The following is a 19,003-nucleotide window of genomic DNA, read 5'->3' on the forward strand; positions in this document are numbered from 1 at the left end:
TTTGCGGAACGATTATTCCAAATAAGAAAAAATTAATCATTCCTAAAATGAAAAAATTAGAAAATAAAGTAGCAGTTATCACCGGAGCATCAAAAGGTATTGGTGCCGGTATTGCTAAAAGCCTGGCGGCAGCAGGAGCATCTGTAGTAGTTAATTATGCTTCGGCAAAGGCTGGCGCCGACAAAGTGGTTGAAGAAATTGTAAGCAATGGCGGCAAAGCCATAGCCGTGCAGGGCGACGTTTCAAAAGCAGGCGACATCAGCCGTTTGTTTGACGAAACCACCAAAGCTTTTGGCGCGGTTGATATCCTGGTGAACAATGCCGGTGTTTATAAATTTGGCGCCATCGAGGAAATCAGTGCCGAAGATTTTCACAATCAGTTTGACACCAACGTACTGGGTTTATTGCTCACAACACAAGGCGCATTAAAAAGCTTTAATGCCGACGGTGGCAGTATCATCAATATTGGTTCGGTGGTGAGCAATATCGCCCCGGTTGGCAGCTCTATTTATACAGCTACCAAAGGCGCGGTTGATGCCATAACCCATGTATTATCAAAAGAGCTGGGCCCTAAAAAAATCCGTGTTAACTCCATTAACCCGGGTATGGTTGAAACCGAGGGTACACATACCGCTGGTTTCATTGGCAGCGATTTTCAGGCCGAAACAGAACGTACAGCCCCACTGGGCCGTATTGGGCAACCAGAAGATATTGCGCTGGTAGCCGTGTTCCTGGCCTCCGAAGAGTCGCGCTGGTTAACCGGCGAAACCCTGCTGGCCGGTGGCGGTGTAAGGTAAGGCTTAAAGTCAGAAATCAGAAATCAGGAAACAAGAACCAGGAACCAGGAATTATTTTTGATGATGTGTTGAAGGTAATTGAGTTTTTTTCTTGATTCTTGACACTTGTTTCTTGATTCCTGACGTTCAATCAATAGCTTTGCCTAATTATTAGGCAAAGCTATTTGCAATTATGGCAAGGACTAAAGAGTTTGATGAAAATGAGGTGCTGAATAAGGCCATTGATCTTTTTTGGTTAAAGGGGTACAATGGTACGTCTATGCAAGACCTTGTGGATGGGCTGGGTATCAGCCGGTCGAGCTTGTATGATACCTATGGCGACAAGCATGCGCTGTTTATTAAAGCCCTGCAAACTTATCAGTGCGCGGCCTCGGATAAAATATCACAGATAGTGGCCAGCAACCTGCCTGCCAAAGAAACCATTAAACAGATACTGGAGTTTGTTACCAACGAGTTATTGAGCGATCATAGTCGCAAAGGTTGTTTCATGGTCAATGCCGAGGTAGAGAATGCTCCGCATGATTCTGAGGTAAAGCAGATGGTTTGCCGGAACGATCAGCAGATGGAGGATACTTTTTACCAGGTTATTAAAAAAGGCCAGGACAGCGGAGAGATTGATCATGCTCAAGACGGCAGAGCCATAGCCCGCTCTATCGCCAATACGGTAAAGGGTATGCAGGTAACTGCCAAATCAACCAGCGAAAAAGCCGTTTTTGATGATATTGTAAGGCTGGCGTTGCTTATGTTAGGTTAAAACACCCTTTAACGCTAAGTTAATTTGATCACGAGGCGTGTATAACCAGCCTGCAGATCAATTCATGATTTGTTTACGGAATTGAACAGGGCTGATCCCAACTTCTTTTTTAAACAAGCGCGAAAAATAGGGCAGGTTATCAAAGCCCAGGGTATAAGCGGTTTCGGCAATGTTTTGGTGTGATCCTTTGAGCAGGTTTTTAGCCTCGGATATTAAGGAGATATGGATCAGTTCCATAGCCGTTTTGCCGGTTTCCTGTTTCAGCAGATCGCTCAGGTAATTTGGCGACAGGTTAAGTTCGGCAGCCATCGATTTAACAGTGGGCAGGCCTTTATCCAACAAATGGCCTTTTTCATAGTAGGCAGAAAGCGCGCCATTAAACCTGGAAGCCATTTTGCCGGTCACCTCAATCCGGTTAATAAACTGCCGTTTATAAAAACGCTGAGAATATTTTAAGATGGATTCAATGTGCCCCAAAATAATATCGCGGCTGTACTCGTCCTGGTTGTTGTAGTATTCGGTGTTGATTTCATTGTACAGGCCCCAGATAATCTGCTCTTCTTTGGGCGAAAGGTGCAGGGCCTCATTGGTTTCGTACTCAAAATAATCGTACTTTTTAATCTCATTATACAGCGGGTGTCCGTTCAGGTAATCCTCATGCATCAGTATCAGGAAACCATCTTCCTCAAACCTCATGTTTTTAAACTCGGTGATCTGCCGTGGTTTTACAAACGACATGGAACCATTATCATGGTCATACCTGGTACGGCCATACAGGAACATGCCCGATACTATTTTTTTTAACCCGATCAGGTAAAAATCGCTGGTAAACTCCTGTTCAACAATATGGCATATATTGTTGCAACGTACCAGGTAAAGCAGCGGATTTTCGGGGGGTGGAAAACCGTTATCGTGGTTCATCTGGGCCAGGCTTTTATAATGTTTCATGATCAGAAATAATTAAAGCATAATTCACACTATTAAAAGTATGAATTATGCCGGGTTATTAAGTTGGGTTAAAGTAAAATTAACAATGGCTTATTTGCCGTGAGCTGCAGCTGCTACAGGTTGCCACTCTTCCCAGGTAGCCAGGCGTTGTTCATAAACCTGTTTTACCCATGGTAAAGCTACCTTACCCAGGAACAAACGCAGCGGCGGGTTCTCGCTATCAACCAGTTTCAATACAGCTTCTGATGTAGCTTCTGGTACACCAAAAATATCCTCAGTTAAACCAGCCTGGAAAGCGGCTTTTACACCATCATAAGCCGGTATGGCTTCTGAATGTACAGCTGATGCGCCAGCCCAATCGGTAGCAAAACCGTTTGGCTCCACAAGGGTTACTTTGATGCCAAAACCCGCAACCTCGGTGGCCAGGGTTTCGCTCAAACCTTCAACCGCGAATTTAGTAGCATTGTAAATACCCAAAACAGGCAGCGTAACCAAACCTACCACGCTTGATAGCTGGATGATGTGGCCATGGCCCTGCGCACGCATTACTGGCAATACGGCCTGGGTAATCCATAATAAACCAAATACGTTGGTTTCTATTTGTTCGCGGGCTTCCTGCTCGGTAGCTTCCTCAATGGCGCCAAACAGACCGTAGCCGGCGTTGTTGATCAGCACATCGATAGAGCCAAAATGTTGTTTAGCCTGTGCAACGGCTGCAAAGTCGGCCTCGCGGTTGTTTACATCCAATTGTATAGGTAATATGGCATCGCCATAGGTGCTTACCAGGTCGGCAAGGCTATCCAGGTTACGTGCAGTGGCTACTACTTTATCCCCACGTTTTAAAAATGCTTCGGCCCAAAGTTTTCCAAATCCACGGGAAGCTCCGGTTATAAAAATTGTCTTTGACATTGTTTTAATGATTGAATTAATTTAACAAGACAAAGGTATTTGGGCCTCGCCGGGATAATTTATACAGAACCGGGGAATGCTGATACAGATTAAGGAAGAAGGGATTTTTGGAATAAGAAACAAGGACTTTTGGAACAAGGACTTTGGGAGCAAAGACGGAAGGAACAAGGATAAAAAGAAATTTGTCATCCTGAGGACCGAAGGATCTATTTGGCAACATGCATACCGCAGAATAGATCCTTCACTGCGTTCAGGATGACACTATAAAATAGTCCCAGCTTTTTAAATCTTCTCCTTCCGTCTTTGCTCCTTGTTCCCAAAATCCTTGCTCTCCAAATCCTTGCTCCAAAAATCACTACTTTTACAGAACCTGTACATGATTCACCATATGTTTGATACCATTATAGAAAAGATCCGCGAGCATGTTACTTTATCTGATGATGACGCGGCATTACTTTCAACCTATCTGGAAGTGCGCAAACTGCGTAAAAACCAGCTGCTGGCGGAGCCGCCATACCCGGCCAATGCCGAATATTTTGTGGTGAAGGGTTGTTTGCGCCACTACTTTTTAGATGAAACAGGTGTTGAACACACCACCGCCTTTGCTATGGAAGGTTGGTGGATGACAGATCTGCAAAGCTTTTTTACCGGAGCGCCCTCCAAATACCATGTGGAAGCCCTGGAAGAGGGCGAGGTAATTAAACTGCGAAGGGAGCTTAAGGATGAAATGTTCAACAAGATACCCGCGTTGAATATCTATTTCAGGATCCTGTACCAGAATGCTATCATCTCCCAAAACGAACGTATTTTAAACGCCCTGAGCACCACGGCCGACGAGCGCTATCTGCGTTTTGTAAAAAAATACCCGGCCCTGGAAAACCGCGTGCCGCAATACCTCATCGCCTCGTACCTGGGTATTACACCCGAGTTTTTGAGTAAGGTGAAGACCCGCATAGCTGCCAAAAAATCTTAAACTAAGTTAAGATGGCACCTTAACATAGTTCATTGAAGGATATTTACCACCCGGGTAAATTTGCGTTCATAAAAATTAAAAACATGAAAGCATTACTTCAACAAACCATAGCAACAGAAATAAATATCACTTCGCTGGTTTTAAGGCTTACGTTGGCCATTGTACTTTGGCCGCATGGAGCCCAGTTATTATTAGGCTCATTTGGCGGGCACGGCTTCTCGGGATCAATGGCTTATTTTACCAGCACCGGGCTGCCCTGGATCGTCGCCTTCCTGGTTATTTTTCTTTTGTTTTTTGGCACCATATTCATCTTACTCGGATTCGGCACACGCTTTTTTGCGATAGCCTTTGTCATTCTTTTTCTGGGGATGATCGCAAACGTGCATCTGCAGAACGGTTTTTTTATGAACTGGTTTGGCAATCAGAAAGGCGAAGGCTTTGAATACCACCTGCTGTTGATTGGCGTAGCTGTTGGTTTGATCATCAGCGGCGGCGGAAAATTCAGTCTGGATCTGCTGCTGCACAAAAATCTTAAAAAAGGTAATTCATAAATACAACCTATTCAAGCGCCTGCATCCAACCGCGCGTCATTGCGAGGTACGAAGCAATCCCCGATGTGCAGAGGGGGCTGTATAAGTATTAATGAGCTTCCTCCGGTCGGTTGTCTTCGTACCTCGCAATGACGCGCGTAATAATTTTTCGTCCGGTTCAGCAGCAAGCATAAGGGCCCCATTTCATCAAAAAGTAATATTCCCCAAACCTCAACATTTGTAAACGTTTTATACGCCACCTTTAGCCGACCTTTGCGCCACAATAAAATACTATGGAAAAGATACGCGGGATATTATTGGTGGCGCTTGGCGCGGCGAGTTATGGGGTGCTGGCCACCTTTGTGAAAATAGCACACGGCCAGGGCTACCATACCGGCGAGATCACTTTTTCCCAATTTTTCATCGGCTTTGTGGTTTTGTTGGTGATGGGGCTGTTTAGCAAAAAGCAAAAAGAAGCGGCACCGGCAGGCGATAGAAATCCGCGACTAAAAATGCTGCTGGCCGGTACTTCGCTGGGGCTCACCAGCACTTTTTATTACCTTTCTGTTCAATACCTGCCGGTATCTATTTGTATTATTTTGCTGATGCAAACCGTTTGGATGGGTATCATCCTGGAGTGGTTGCTTACCCGGCAAACACCCGAAGCTAAAAAGATCATCGCTGCCCTCATCGTAATAGCCGGAACTTTATTGGCCACCAATATTTTTGATACCCGGGTAACCATTAACGGACGTGGCTTGATATTCGGCCTGCTATCGGCCATGAGCTATACGGTGGCCATGTACTCGTCAAACAAAATAGCGCTGCACCTGCCTGGTGTAAAACGGAGTATGTACCTGGTACTGGGCGGGTTGTTAGCTATCCTCATCTTCTGGAATGTGGAGCTTATACGAGATTTTCAGTTTTCGGTGATCTGGAAATGGGGGGCTTTCCTGGCCCTGTTCGGTACCATATTGCCGCCGCTGCTGTTTACCAAAGGTTTGCCCAAAACAGGGATAGGTTTGGGCAGCATTGTATCTTCGGTAGAGATACCGGTATCTATCTTATTCGCGCACTTTATCCTCAACGAAAGCGTAATGCCTATACAATGGGCCGGCGTGGCGCTCATTATCATAGCCATCGCCGCCATGAACCTGCGCTTTAAAAAACCGGCAAAGGTTTAATTATAACAGATTCCTGTTTACATGGTCCCCTTACTTCAGCAACCTTCATTTAAATGTTCATCAATTTAACTATTGGTTATTAATATTTATTCAATTTGTGCATTTTTAAATATGTGTAGTAAATACGGTTATATTTATTGCCTAATAAGCAACTATTTATTTTGTATAACTATCTATTATTTACCGACCAAAAATGAAACAAAAATCCCTACATCTCCCAAAAACAATCCTTTTCGCGATCTTATTAATCATTGTAGCCGCTATAGGCTGTAAAAAGAGTAGTGCTCCCAACGAACCGCAGGTTGCCAGTACGGCGCTCACCCAGGACGAGCAGTTAAGCATTGCCAAAGCCGGGTTTTCGCCCACCAACGCGGTGCGGGTTAAAGGAGGCTTTATTGTAGAAGGAGATATTTTACTGAAACAGGCTGATCTTGATTTTCAAAGTCAGCACGTGAGCGAGGTGATATTCAAAAAACCAGTGACCGAACAGTACCGTACCTTGTTTATAGTTACCGGCTTAACCAACGCTATTAAGGTAAAGGTGAGCGCGGGTGCATCGCAACAGGTATTTACCACGGCGGCCAGGAATGCCATTAAACGCTATAACAACCTGAACCTGACATTGACGTTTACGCTGTTGGATTCGGCCTCGACAGACAAGGAGGATATCTTGATCCAGGGGCAGCAATTTGGCGATCCCAACATCCTGGGCCAGTCGTCTGGCTTTCCCGGGCCCGATGGCAGGCCAGCCACGCCTATCGCGCTTAATAGTTCCAGGTATACCCATACTTTTGTGGATAAAGGCGAGCTTACTACCGTTATCGCGCACGAAATAGGGCATGCCATTGGTTTCAGACATACCGATTTCCAGAACAGGGCCTATAGCTGCGGTTATGATACTTCTTCGTGGATAGGGATCTTACAGGCTTTCTTTAAATTACCTGTTGACGAAGGGGGCCTTGCTTTTTATATCCCCGGCACCCCCATAGGCGGCGAACCCGGATCATGGATGCTGGCCTGCAGCGATGGTACCGACCGACCATTTACCCCAAGTGATGTGGTGGCTATTGAGTCGCTTTATCCGGTGAAGAAGTAAAACCGGAAAAAAGGGTGACACCCTAAAAAGTAAGGGTGTGTGCGATTCCCTCCCTTGGGAGGGGTAGGGAGGGGTTTATTGAATTGTGCAGAGAACCCCTCCCTGCCACAGCACATCCGGCCGCACCCCTCCCGTGGGGAGGGAATTTGATCGGCATCGCCGGCTTTGTTTAAATTACGCCTTAACCTGCCACACCCCAGTAGCTACAGCCTTGCGTACATATTCCGAAAAATCTGTGGGTTTACGGCCCAGTGCACGTTCTACGCCATCAGCGAGGCTGGCGTTGCGGCCATCCAATACTTCGGTGAAAAGGTAGCTGATGAGCCAGATATAATCATCGGGAATCTGATATTCGCGCATCATCGCCTTATAATCATCCATCGAAATTTGGTTATATTGAACGGGGGTGCCAAGAGCCGTTGCTATTTCCTGTATAGCATCGTGGAAAGTAAGCAATCGCGGACCGGTTAATTCATATAATTGCCCGGCATGGCCATCGGTGGTTAGCGCGGCTACGGCTACGTCGGCAATATCATCCGCATCAATAAAAGGCTCGGGGACATCACCAACGGCCAGATCAACCTGTCCGTACAGGATAGGATCCAGGAGATAGCCTTCGCTAAAGTTTTGATTAAACCAGCTGGCGCGCAAAATGGTCCAGTTAACGCCGGCATTCATTACTATTTTTTCGCAGGCCTGCGCTTCTTCCTCGCCACGGCCCGATAGCAGTACCAAATGGCTGACCCCATTGGCTATGGACAGTTTGGCTAGATTGCGGATGGTGTCGGTAGCGCCGGGAACGGCCAGGTCGGGTTGATAAGCGATATAAACGGAATCGATGCCCTGCAGCACCGGGCCCCAGGTGCTTTGGTCGTTCCAATCGAAAGGTATGGCGGCATTACGGCTGCCAACGCGTACAGGCCGGCCCAATTGTTGTAGTTTGCTCACTACACGGCTGCCGGTTTTTCCGGTACCACCCAGTACCAATATTTGTTTTTTGTTGTTTTCCTGATTTTTCATGGTCATTAATTTTTTATCAAAGTTATAGGACCATGAAAAGGGAAAATAGAACAAAACCGACAGGGGGGTAAAACGCGGGCGTCATTGCGAGCGCAGCGTGGCAATCCCCAATAGGCAGGTCCGCTCTGTAAATAGGGGATTGCCACGTCGTTCCTCCTCGCAATGACGCGCGGAGAGTAAAAGGTGCGTCGCTACCGCGAGATTACCACAAACTGAAAGCCCGCGGCAGAAAACCGACTGTTTGGTATGTCGTTATTTGACAGTCAATAAATACTTTTTAAACTTTTCAAAACACATCAAGACCGCGTTGCAATTTGTTAAAAGCGTTAAAACGCGTTTTTTTCTGGCGATTTTGAGCCGTTTCTATCCCAATTTTGAACAGAAATTTGTTAAAATTCAAGGTTTAAAAAGTTTACCGCATCTGTTATAACTGGGCGACAAAATCGCGCATGGCCAGGGCCGGGTCGGCTTGTTTCATAAAAGTTTCGCCGATCAGGAAGCCGTTGAAGCCGGCCAGTTTCAGGTGACGGATAGTTTCCGGATCGCTGATAGCACTCTCGGATATTTTCATGAACTCTGCCGGGATGTGTTTAGCCAGCTGGTATGATGTTTCCACAGATACGGTAAAATCGGCCAGGTTGCGGTTATTTACGCCAATGGCATCCAGTTTGGGGTGGATGCTGCGTTCCAGCTCTTCCAGGTTATGCACTTCCAGTAGCACGTTCAGGCCAATGCTTTTGGCCAGTGTGGCCATGGTATCAATTTGGGCAGGGGTAAGTATGGCGGCTATCAGCAAAATAATATCAGCACCTAATGATTTGGCTTCGATCACCTGGTACTCATCTATCATAAAATCCTTGCGTAAAACGGGGATATTGTTTACCGAACGGGCTTTTACCAGATCGGCCTTGCGGCCCATAAAAAAGTTGCGGTCGGTTAAAACGGATAGAGCCGAAGCACCCGCGCTGGCATAACCATTGGTAACAGCGCTAACCCTTACCTTATCGTTAATAATGCCTTTGGAGGGCGATTTACGCTTAAATTCGGCAATAATACCGCTGCGTTCCGGATCAAGCAAAAACTCTTTAAAAGAGTAAGTGTCGCGATGAAAATATTCTGATTCTTCCAGTTCAACATAGGAAACGCGTTTTTTTGCAGATGCTACTTCCTTTTTTTTATTGGCAACTATTTTATCAAGTATATTCATGAGGTACATATTATTATTAGCGTCATTGCGAGCGATAGCGTGGCAATCCCAAACTGTACAGAGCGGCTCTGCAGATCGGGGATTGCCACGCTATCGCTCGCAATGACGGGTTTGTTCTTTGTCATTCTGTCAGCGCAAATATATTATTTACTGCTCAACCAGTTATGCATCATTTCCTTCCCGTACTCGGTGAGTATGGATTCCGGGTGAAACTGCACGCCGCGCACGTCATATTCGCGGTGGGCCAGTGCCATGATGGAATTGTCCTCCTCGTCGATAGCGGTTATTTGCAGCGTTTGTGGCAGATCTTTATCGCTTACTACCCATGAATGGTAGCGGCCCACCTTAAAGCTCTCTGGCAGGCCTTTAAAAAGCTCCTCCTGCCTGTTGGTTACCTTAATAGGAGTGGCAATGCCATGCATCGGCTGGCTCAGGTTGTACAGGCTGCCGCCAAATACTTCGGCAATGGCCTGCTGACCCAGGCAAACGCCGAATATGCTTTTGGTTGGCGCGTATTTTTCGATCACCTCCAGCAGCAAGCCTGCTTCTGAGGGAATGCCCGGCCCCGGCGAAAGGATGATCTTATCGAAAGCGTCCACATCGCCGATGGCAAACTTATCGTTCCTCCAAACCTCGCACTGCAGGCCAAGCTCATTAACCAAATGCACCAGGTTATAGGTGAAGGAATCGTAATTGTCAATTATTAATATCTTGCTCATTTTTTAATCCTTAAAAGGAAATTCTAAATCCTAATTTCTAAATTCTAACAACGGAATGTTCCGGCAACCGGCATCCCGCACCCGATCAAAGCTCCTCCGCCAGTTCTACCGCTCTTCGGAGGGCCGAGATCTTGGTATCTACCTCTTTCAGCTCACTTTCGGGTATGGAACCGGCCACAATACCCGCGCCGGCCTGGTAATGCAGCGTATTATTTTTGCTGAGGAACGAGCGGATCATGATGGCATGGTTAAAATCGCCGTTGAAGCCCAGGAAACCGATAGCGCCGCTGTAAAAACTGCGTTTAATATTTTCGTTATCATCAATAATTTCCATGGCGCGGTATTTTGGCGCACCACTCAGCGTACCGGCAGGGTAGGTATCGCCCACAATTTTAAAGGAGGATACCCCCGGCAGCAGCTTGCCGCTTACGTGCGATACCAGGTGTATGAGGTGCGAATAGTACTGTACTTCTTTAAATGCCTTCACCTGTACCTGCTCGCAATGGCGACTCAGATCGTTACGGGCCAGGTCTACCAGCATTACGTGCTCGGCCGATTCTTTGGGGTCGTTCTCGAGGTTGCGGGCTATTTCGGCGTCTTTTTCGTCATCGCCGCTGCGTTTAAAAGTACCTGCGATAGGGAATATGCTGGCCACGTTGTTCTTAACAGTGATCTGGGCCTCGGGCGATGAGCCAAAGATGCGGAAATCGCCAAAGTCAAAATAAAACAGGTAGGGCGAAGGGTTGATGGAACGCAGGGTACGGTAAACATTAAATTCATCGCCCTGGAAAGTGCGCGAAAATGCCCTTGATGGTACTATCTGGAAAACATCACCGCGGTAAATATGCTGTTTCATCTTCTCCACTATAGCTATAAACTGCTCGTTGGTGAGGTTTGAGCGCTCTGCATCGATGCTCTTGAAGTTATATTCGGGGAAGTTTTTGTTTTTGATGAGGTATTCCAGTTTCTCGATGCCGCCGTTGGTAGGGCCTCCTTCGGCCTGGTTATGAAAGATGTAGAGTTCGTTCTTAAAATGGTCAACCGCGATAATGTAGCGGTAAACATGATACTGCATCACCGGGATTTGGCGGGTGGTATCGGTACTTTGTTTGAGTTTGATGGTTTCAAAATGCTCCACCGCCTCATGGGTAAAATAACCAAACAGGCCGTTGGATATGATCTTGGCGATAGGGTTGGCATCGGTATCAAAACCGGCTATAAACTGGTTGATCTGATCGATCAGATCAAATGTGCCCGCCTCATGCGTTTCCTGGCTATCATCCGGATAATGCTTTTTGAGGATACCGTTGTTTAAAACCAAACCGGCAATGGGCTCGCAGCAGATGTAGCTTAAGCTGTTTTCGCGACTGTGGTAATCCGAGCTTTCGAGCAGCAACGAGTTCGGGAACACATCGCGCAGGCGCAGATAAATGCTTACCGGTGTGGTAGTATCGGCAAGCAGCTTTTTATAAGTAGTGGTTATTTTAAATTTATTCATGTTATGTTTCAAAAAGCGTATTAAACAAAAAAACCCGGCGAATTGGGGTCGCCGGGTTTCCTATTTAGGTTTACAATTGATTAGTTATCTCTGACTAAAAACGCAACCGGCTGCCAAATTTAATTGGTGCCACCAGCTGTTTTTATGAGTGCTTTTAATCATCGTGGTCACAAATTTAGAAAGAAATTTGAATTGTCAAATTTTTTCTGAAATTATTTATTTGCTAAATCCTATTAGCCTCGTGGAATTAATAGGATACCGCTTGAAATGACGATCATACCCAGTATATAGAATACAAAAACAGCTTTGTGCTTTTCTTCGTCGGTAGCGGCTTTTTTCGATTTGCTATGACCGACAGTGATCAAAACAATAGCGATAACCATCATAACCCAATGCTCTACAGTGAAATAACGGGTAGCCGGGTTTTTCATGGTATCTTTTGTAAACTGTACAAACGGGCTTACAAAATACAGCACAATACCGATGAGTAATTGCGTATGTGCCGAGATCATGGCAAACAGGTTGAGCTTACGGTTGCCATCGGTATATGGTTTTTTACCTGTAAGGCCAAGAAGCGCCAATAGGGCTGCCACAATAACAAGCACCATAACAATGTACCTGAAACCGGAGTGAAGATGCTGAAGAAAGCTATAAAACGTCATAACAAAAATTTTTGTGTGAATATACAATAAAACCAAAAGCTGTAAAAGCAAGGTGTTTATTTGACAATTGGTTAACGGATTTATCCATTCATCCGTCATTGCAAGCGTAGCGTGGCAATCTCTATGATTAATTTGTCATCCTGAGGAACGAAGGATCTATCGGCGATTAGATTCTGAGCGGAGCGAAGAATGACAGAAATTATTTGCTTCGTACCTCGCAATGATGTTTGGGTATTCGATTTTACGGGCGACAATTTTTGCTGAATTGCACTCAATTCTGGGGCTGCTGAAAGCGACCCTTTGATGGGTTTACATGTAAACCCACTTTTGATGATGTTTTTTATATAACTATTTGATTATAAGTTATTTATATCAATGTAAGCCCAAAAAAGTGTAAACCATGTAAACCCACTTTTTAATGTGCTATTGTCGCAAATCACCCTTAATTTGTCTTTGTTGCCACCTACGTATCCGGACTGATCTGCCGAACTTTGACTTATCAAAGAAGATCATAAAATTATGGAACAACAAAAAAATGCTTTGGTACAACCCCTGCCGGTTTTGATCGGGTCTGTAGCAGAGGCGCAACTGAATTTATTTGAACCCGTTAAACAAAGCGAAGTTAATCGTATCCCTTTTGAAGGAAGCTGGACAGCCGCCGAACTGATAGAACACATGGTATTATCTATAGGGAGCTCTGTAGAGGTACTAAGCGGGCCTGTAAAAGCAACCGACCGGGCGCCCGATCAATACGTGCAGAGTGTAAGAGACATGTTTTTGAATTTCGATCTGAAATTTAAATCGGCGCCTTCCATCACACCCGAAACCAAGCTTTATGACCGGGATATATTGATCAAAAAGCTCAGAACGGTATACAACAGCCTGATCTACCTGGTGGAGGTAAAGGACCTAACCGATACTTGTCTGCTTTGGGAATTCCCGACCATAGGTCACCTTACCCGGTTGGAGTGGGCTTACCAGGCGGTTTATCATGCGCAAAGGCATACGCAGCAGCTCAAGAATATTATAGGGCATTTGGAGGTTTAGATAAGGAGGTGCTCGTGCGATTCACTCCCTTGTGTGGGTACAATGTCATTAAGTTAAGAATACTCCGTAGGAGTAAAAGCTTTGTAGCAAATAAATAATAAGCATTTAGTATGCCGTAGGTATGCAACCTGAGTACAGTACCTATGGTACTGATGGGAGAATTGACTTTTTACTACAAAGCTTTAACCCTGATGGGGTTTACAAAATCTCTTAACTTAATGACATTGTAGGAGGGAAGGAAAGGGTTTATTGGACAGTACGCCGTTGAAACCGCTCCCTTCCAATACATCACCTTATGCGCCCCTCACAAGAGAGGAAATTGGAAATATTTATAAAAACAAAAAAAGCGCTGGGTTAATCCAGCGCTTTTTCCTATGATAAATCCGAAACGGCGAAGCCTTCTTGAACACCATTGAATATAAACAACGGTGAAAAATCGAAATTCCGAGATCCGAAATCAAAAATTATATTAACAGTCTTACTGGTTCTTCCAGTAATGATTTCAGGGTTTGCAGGAACGCGGCACCTGTTGCGCCGTCAACCACGCGGTGGTCGCAGCTTAAGGTAACTTTCATTACGTTACCTGGTACTACAGCGCCGTTTTTAACAACGGGAACCTGTTGTATACCGCTAACAGCCAGGATACAAGCATTTGGTGTGTTAATAATAGCGGTAAACTCATCAACACCAAACATACCTAAGTTGGATATGGTGAAGGTTGAGCCTTCCATTTCTGCAGGTTGTAATTTTTTAGCTTTTGCTTTACCGGCAAATTCTTTTACCTCAACAGAGATGTGGCTTAATGATTTACCATCGGCAAATTTAACAACCGGAACCAGCAAACCTTCGTCAACAGCAACGGCAACACCAATGTGTACGTGCTCATTGGTACGGATCTTATCGCCCAGGAATGATGAGTTAATGGCAGGGTGCTGTTTTAAAGCAACGGCAACGGCTTTAACTACAAAATCATTAAATGATATTTTAACCGGAGCGATATCATTGATGCGGGTACGGGCGGCAATAGCCTGATCCATATCAATGCTCATGGTTACATAGAAATGCGGAGCGGTAAACAAGCTTTCGCTTAAGCGGCGGCTAATGGCTTTACGCATTTGAGTAACTGTACGCTCGGTAAATTTCTCTTCGCCGGTATAAGTTGGCAGAACGATAGGTGCTTTAGCCGGAGCAGCAGCGGCTTCTGTGCTGGCCGGAGCAGCAGCAGGCGCGGCTGTTTTAGCCGGAGCCACAAATCCTTCCACATCTTTCCTGATGATGCGGCCGCCTTCGGCGCTGCCTTTTACATCATTCAGGTTGATGCCTTTATCTTTGGCTATTTTACGGGCAAGCGGTGATGCTTTAACACGGCTGTCATCAGCGGTTGAAGCCGAGGCAGTTTCCTGTGCGGCTGGTGCTGATGCTTGTGCTGCTTCGGGAGCAGCACTTTCTGCGGCCGGTGCAGCAGCAGGCGCGCTTGTAGCATCCTGTAATAAAGGTGTAATATCGGTACCTTCTTTACCAACAATGGCTATAATGCCATTAACCGGTGCGGCTTCGCCTTCTTTTGGTCCTATATATAAAAGTGTACCTGCTTCATAACCCACAACTTCCATAGTAGCCTTATCGGTTGCTACATCGGCCAGGGAATCATCAGATTTTACTTTATCGCCAACTTTAAAGTTCCATTTTTCGATAACACCCTCGGTCATGGTATCACTAAGGGCTGGCATACGTATTACGGTTGCCGGAATGCTCGACAGATCAACCTTTGGTGCAGCGGCTGCAACTGGTGCAGGCTGTTTATCTTCGGCTTTTGCGGGGGCAGCAGCTTCAGCAGGTTTCTCTTCTTTCTTTTCAGAACCACCATCAGCCTGTGCAAGGGCTGCTTTGTAATCTTCGCCTTCTTTGCCTAAAACAGCAATAACAGCATCAACCGGAACGGCATTGCCTTCTTCAACACCTAAGTATAATAAGGTGCCATCCTGGTACGATTCAAAATCCATGGTGGCTTTATCGGTTTCGATCTCGGCCAACACATCGCCGGATTTTACCTTATCGCCAACTTTTTTATGCCATTTCGCCAATACCCCTTCGGTCATGGTATCGCTCATTTTAGGCATTTTAACTACTTCGGCCATATATTATTTGGATAGAATAAATTTTGATATAAATATAACAGTTAAGTGGTGAGTGTAGAGTGGTGAATAGTGAGTTTTCTTTTTTAGTATAAAATTTTACTACTCACTACTCTCCATTCACTATTCTCCATTTAGTCTCTGATGTATGGATAATCTGCCTGAACATACACATCTGTATATAGTTCAGAAGCATCCGGCCATGGTGATTCTTCAGAGAATCTAACTGATTCATCAACGATGTCTTTTATCTTGGCATCAATTTCTTCAAACCATTTCTCATCAGCGTAACCTTTCTCTACTATAATTTGTTTTGTAGTTTCGATAGGGTCTTTAGCCTTGTAGCTTTCCAGCTCTTCTTTAGTACGGTACTTTTGCGGATCGGACATGGAGTGACCTTTATAGCGGTAAGTACGCATTTCCAGGAAGGTAGGGCCTTCACCACGGCGTGCACGCTGAACGGCTTCGTCCATAGCTACGTGTACAGCAGCGGGATCCATACCGTCAACAGCTGATGATGGTATACCGTAAGGTAAGCCTAATTTATAGATATCTGTTTGGATAGTGGTACGTTCAACAGAGGTGCCCATGGCGTAACCGTTGTTTTCGCAAACAAAAATTACAGGTAATTGCCATAAAGCAGCCATGTTAAAGGTTTCTGTTAAGGCACCCTGGCGTACAGCACCATCGCCCATGTAAGCGATGTTCACAAACTCGGTACCTTTATATTTTTCGGCGAAAGCGATACCGGCACCCAGTGGTACCTGGCCGCCTACGATACCGTGGCCACCGTAAAAGTGTTTTTCCTTATCAAACATGTGCATAGAACCACCTTTGCCTTTTGAGCATCCGGTAGCTTTGCCATATAATTCGGCCATTACCGCGTTGGGGGTTACACCTTTGGCAAGCGCATGAGCGTGGTCGCGGTAAGCGGTGATCATGCTGTCTTCCTGTTTAATTACAGACATGGCTCCGGCCAGTACAGCCTCCTGCCCAATATACAGGTGGCAAAAGCCCCTGATTTTTTGTTGTCCGTATAACTGTCCTGCTTTTTCTTCGAACTTACGCATCAACAGCATTTGTTCGTACCACATCAGGTAAGTGTCTTTATTAATTTCGATTGAACTCATGTAATTAAAACAATCAATAATCTTGGAGTAAAGCGCAAATCTAAATATATCCTTGAAAATATCGAAACTGCGACGAATTTGTTGTGATGTTTTATCTTTTATTTTAAGAAAGGGCTATAAATGAGCAGCCTTAACCGCGTTTTATAAGTTTAACCAAACATTATATGGCGATATGGTGATATTACCGAAGCCTTTTTGATCTGATAATGCAGTTTAGCGATAGTTTTAAGCGTTTTTAGACTCTTTGAGACATATAATTTTTACAAAAAGCAGAAAAAACGGGCAGAAAAGATAACCTTAAAAGTATCATGTGCGTAATAATGGTAGGCTTTAATTGATAAGATTTTTAGTATAGATAATTTATTTATATTTTTTGAAAAAAAAGTGCCATTTATTTGCAATTTTAAAAAATATAGATAGTTTTGTAGCCACTGGTGGACATAAGTGTCTGATTTAATAAACAATTTGTTGCCCCTAACAGCAAACTAACGCGTTAAATGAAGAAAATTACTCTTGCTATAGTACTACTTTTCAGCGTTTTAGCCTCGCAGGCCCAAACCGCAAGTACTCCGAACACCACTGCCGACAAGGCTCCTGATGAGCAGGAAAGTTTAGCTAAAACTTATTTATCTCAGATCATGGGTGTAGCGTTATCCGCCACCTCAAACATGAAACTTTTTCACTTTGTATACGATTGGATAGGTACTCCTTATCATTTCGGCGGTGAATCAAGAAGAGGGATCGATTGCTCGGCATTCACAAAAGAATTATACAGCGAGGTTTTTAACCTGGATATAAAAAGAAGTTCACGCGATATTTTCAGCATGGTAAACCCTGTTGGTAAAGACGATCTGAAAGAAGGCGACCTGGTTTTCTTTAAGATACACAGCCGCCGCATTTCGCATGTGGGCATTTACCTGGGTAATGGCCGTTTTGCGCATGCTTCATCAAAAGGCGTAGCTATCAGCAGCCTGGATGATAATTATTACAGCCGTTATTTTTACAAAGGCGGTCGTTTACTGGCATCATTTAAAAATGAATTTACCGGTTCGGCTACCGAAACCGACGACGATAAGAGTAATTAGTTCTGATTTCGGAAGTCGAACATCCGAAGTCCGAAATAAAAAAATTAATTTAGTCCCTTCAAAAATATGAGGGGATTTTTTTTTGCCGGAAGGTTACAGTTTTTGCTTTTAACAGCTTGCTTATTAATGATTTTACAGGCATGCGAAAACCCTGTTCAAAGCAACCCGCCTGTTGCTAAACACAAAAAGCATCAGGTTGCAAAAGAAGTATCGCCTCCAATAAAACCCAGGCCCCTACAACATGACTCGCTTTGTATTGCCGCCGTTGGCGACATCATGATGGGTACCTCATACCCGGATAGTACTACGCTGCCCCCCGATAGTGGCCGCAACAGTTTTAAAGCCGCTCTTGCCGAATTGAAAAATACAGATGTGGCCTTCGGCAACCTGGAGGGAGCCCTTGTTGATACCGGTGGCCCTGCCCATTTCAAATTGCATCAAAAAAGTAAGGCTTATTTGTTCCGGATGCCTACGCGTTACGGATCTGTTTTAAAAAGTGCTGGTTTTAATTTACTGAGCCTGGCCAATAACCACATCAATGATTTTGACGCGCACGGACGTAAGAGCACTACCCAAACGTTAGACAGCCTGGGAATAAACTATGCTGGTTTGCAGATTAAACCCTCAACGGTATTTGAGGTAAATGGTGTACGCTATGGTTTTTGCTCCTTTGCGCCCAATGCCAATACCGTATCTATACATGATCTGAAAGGTGCAGCCCGAATCATCAGCGATCTGAAACAACGCTGTGATGTAGTCATCGTATCTTTCCACGGGGGGGGCGAGGGTGTTGACTACGAGCATGTGCCATTTGCGGTGGAATCCTTCATTGGCGAAAAGCGGGGCGATGTATATGCTTTTGCCCACAACGCCATTGATGCCGGTGCCGATCTGATATTTGGTAACGGTCCGCATGTGAACCGTGCTATGGAGATGTATAAGAACCGGCTTATAGCTTATAGCCTGGGTAATTTTTGTACCTATAAATGTGTAAGCGTAAGCGGCATTTGTGGTATGGCTCCTTTGCTAAAAGTTTACGTCAATAAAAAAGGCGAATTTTTAGGCGGCCGCATCATCTCATTTAAGCAGGCACATGATAAAGGATTGGTGAAGGATACGCTGAATCAGGCCATGCGCCGCATCCGGATGCTCACCCAAACCGACTTCCCGGATGCTGGTTTGAGTATTGCCGACAATGGGGAAATAACCGCTGTTTCTCGGTTTGATAATTCACTCACAAAAGTTACAGAACCCAACCAATAGACCATTAAAAAAAGCATTAATTTGCATGGTTTAAATTTTAACTATT

Annotated in this window: 18 protein-coding genes; 9 read left to right on the plus strand and 9 right to left on the minus strand. The window is 45.0% G+C overall.

The window, feature by feature from the left end; all coding sequences use genetic code 11:
- The first annotated feature begins 47 nt into the window (after positions 1 to 47).
- Complete coding sequence (locus tag ACTJKG_RS04260; RefSeq protein ID WP_172334085.1) at positions 48 to 797, plus strand: SDR family NAD(P)-dependent oxidoreductase; 750 nt, start codon at positions 48 to 50, stop codon at positions 795 to 797.
- A gap of 172 nt (positions 798 to 969) precedes the next feature.
- A complete protein-coding gene (locus tag ACTJKG_RS04265; protein ID WP_440738449.1) occupies positions 970 to 1,551 on the plus strand; it encodes a TetR/AcrR family transcriptional regulator in 582 nt (193 codons plus the stop codon).
- 57 nt (positions 1,552 to 1,608) lie between these two features.
- Here the strand turns inward: ACTJKG_RS04265 and ACTJKG_RS04270 are convergent, their stop codons facing one another.
- Positions 1,609 to 2,499 carry a helix-turn-helix domain-containing protein gene (locus tag ACTJKG_RS04270; protein ID WP_172334083.1) on the minus strand — a complete coding sequence of 297 codons (891 nt, stop codon included), beginning with the start codon at positions 2,497 to 2,499 and terminating at the stop codon, positions 1,609 to 1,611.
- A 90-nt stretch (positions 2,500 to 2,589) separates the two neighbouring features.
- The gene (locus tag ACTJKG_RS04275) at positions 2,590 to 3,408 is read right to left on the minus strand and encodes an SDR family oxidoreductase (protein ID WP_172334082.1); all 819 of its coding nucleotides are present in this window, start codon (positions 3,406 to 3,408) and stop codon (positions 2,590 to 2,592) included.
- 376 nt (positions 3,409 to 3,784) lie between these two features.
- Here ACTJKG_RS04275 and ACTJKG_RS04280 point away from each other — a divergent pair, with 376 nt between their 5' ends.
- The 4 genes from ACTJKG_RS04280 to ACTJKG_RS04295 all read left to right on the plus strand — a co-directional run bounded on the left by ACTJKG_RS04280 (position 3,785) and on the right by ACTJKG_RS04295 (position 7,191).
- Positions 3,785 to 4,381 carry a Crp/Fnr family transcriptional regulator gene (locus ACTJKG_RS04280; RefSeq protein WP_440738450.1) on the plus strand — a complete coding sequence of 199 codons (597 nt, stop codon included), beginning with the start codon at positions 3,785 to 3,787 and terminating at the stop codon, positions 4,379 to 4,381.
- Between the two features lie 83 nt (positions 4,382 to 4,464).
- Positions 4,465 to 4,932: a DoxX family protein gene (locus tag ACTJKG_RS04285; protein ID WP_440738451.1), complete on the plus strand. Its 468-nt coding sequence runs from the start codon at positions 4,465 to 4,467 to the stop codon at positions 4,930 to 4,932.
- A 272-nt stretch (positions 4,933 to 5,204) separates the two neighbouring features.
- Complete coding sequence (locus ACTJKG_RS04290) at positions 5,205 to 6,095, plus strand: DMT family transporter (RefSeq protein ID WP_440738452.1); 891 nt, start codon at positions 5,205 to 5,207, stop codon at positions 6,093 to 6,095.
- Positions 6,096 to 6,288: 193 nt separating this feature from the next.
- Positions 6,289 to 7,191, plus strand: a complete 903-nt coding sequence (locus tag ACTJKG_RS04295; protein ID WP_440738453.1) for a M57 family metalloprotease — start codon at positions 6,289 to 6,291, stop codon at positions 7,189 to 7,191.
- Positions 7,192 to 7,365: 174 nt separating this feature from the next.
- Here the strand turns inward: ACTJKG_RS04295 and ACTJKG_RS04300 are convergent, their stop codons facing one another.
- The 5 genes from ACTJKG_RS04300 to ACTJKG_RS04320 all read right to left on the minus strand — a co-directional run bounded on the left by ACTJKG_RS04300 (position 7,366) and on the right by ACTJKG_RS04320 (position 12,297).
- Complete coding sequence (locus ACTJKG_RS04300) at positions 7,366 to 8,211, minus strand: NAD(P)H-binding protein (RefSeq protein WP_440738454.1); 846 nt, start codon at positions 8,209 to 8,211, stop codon at positions 7,366 to 7,368.
- A gap of 424 nt (positions 8,212 to 8,635) precedes the next feature.
- Positions 8,636 to 9,418, minus strand: a complete 783-nt coding sequence (trpC, locus tag ACTJKG_RS04305; protein WP_172334074.1) for an indole-3-glycerol phosphate synthase TrpC — start codon at positions 9,416 to 9,418, stop codon at positions 8,636 to 8,638.
- Between the two features lie 143 nt (positions 9,419 to 9,561).
- Positions 9,562 to 10,137: an anthranilate synthase component II gene (locus tag ACTJKG_RS04310; RefSeq protein ID WP_172334073.1), complete on the minus strand. Its 576-nt coding sequence runs from the start codon at positions 10,135 to 10,137 to the stop codon at positions 9,562 to 9,564.
- An 85-nt stretch (positions 10,138 to 10,222) separates the two neighbouring features.
- The gene (locus tag ACTJKG_RS04315) at positions 10,223 to 11,635 is read right to left on the minus strand and encodes an anthranilate synthase component I family protein (RefSeq protein ID WP_440738455.1); all 1,413 of its coding nucleotides are present in this window, start codon (positions 11,633 to 11,635) and stop codon (positions 10,223 to 10,225) included.
- Positions 11,636 to 11,868: 233 nt separating this feature from the next.
- On the minus strand, positions 11,869 to 12,297 hold the full coding sequence (locus ACTJKG_RS04320) for a cytochrome B (protein ID WP_172334071.1): 429 nt from the start codon (positions 12,295 to 12,297) through the stop codon (positions 11,869 to 11,871).
- 519 nt (positions 12,298 to 12,816) lie between these two features.
- Here ACTJKG_RS04320 and ACTJKG_RS04325 point away from each other — a divergent pair.
- On the plus strand, positions 12,817 to 13,344 hold the full coding sequence (locus tag ACTJKG_RS04325; RefSeq protein ID WP_440738456.1) for a DinB family protein: 528 nt from the start codon (positions 12,817 to 12,819) through the stop codon (positions 13,342 to 13,344).
- A 464-nt stretch (positions 13,345 to 13,808) separates the two neighbouring features.
- Here ACTJKG_RS04325 and ACTJKG_RS04330 read toward each other — a convergent pair whose 3' ends face one another.
- Both ACTJKG_RS04330 and pdhA read right to left on the minus strand, forming a co-directional pair.
- The gene (locus ACTJKG_RS04330; RefSeq protein ID WP_172334069.1) at positions 13,809 to 15,482 is read right to left on the minus strand and encodes a dihydrolipoamide acetyltransferase family protein; all 1,674 of its coding nucleotides are present in this window, start codon (positions 15,480 to 15,482) and stop codon (positions 13,809 to 13,811) included.
- 131 nt (positions 15,483 to 15,613) lie between these two features.
- Positions 15,614 to 16,609 (minus strand): pyruvate dehydrogenase (acetyl-transferring) E1 component subunit alpha, encoded by a 996-nt coding sequence (pdhA, locus tag ACTJKG_RS04335; protein WP_172334068.1) that lies wholly within the window; start codon positions 16,607 to 16,609, stop codon positions 15,614 to 15,616.
- Positions 16,610 to 17,106: 497 nt separating this feature from the next.
- Here pdhA and ACTJKG_RS04340 point away from each other — a divergent pair, with 497 nt between their 5' ends.
- Positions 17,107 to 17,694, plus strand: a complete 588-nt coding sequence (locus ACTJKG_RS04340) for a C40 family peptidase (RefSeq protein WP_172334067.1) — start codon at positions 17,107 to 17,109, stop codon at positions 17,692 to 17,694.
- A gap of 126 nt (positions 17,695 to 17,820) precedes the next feature.
- Entirely contained in the window at positions 17,821 to 18,957 is a 1,137-nt protein-coding gene (locus ACTJKG_RS04345) for a CapA family protein (RefSeq protein ID WP_440738457.1), read from the plus strand.
- The last annotated feature ends 46 nt before the right edge of the window (positions 18,958 to 19,003 follow it).

The organism is Mucilaginibacter sp. 22184, from assembly GCF_052045695.1.
Taxonomy (GTDB): Bacteria; Bacteroidota; Bacteroidia; order Sphingobacteriales; family Sphingobacteriaceae; genus Mucilaginibacter.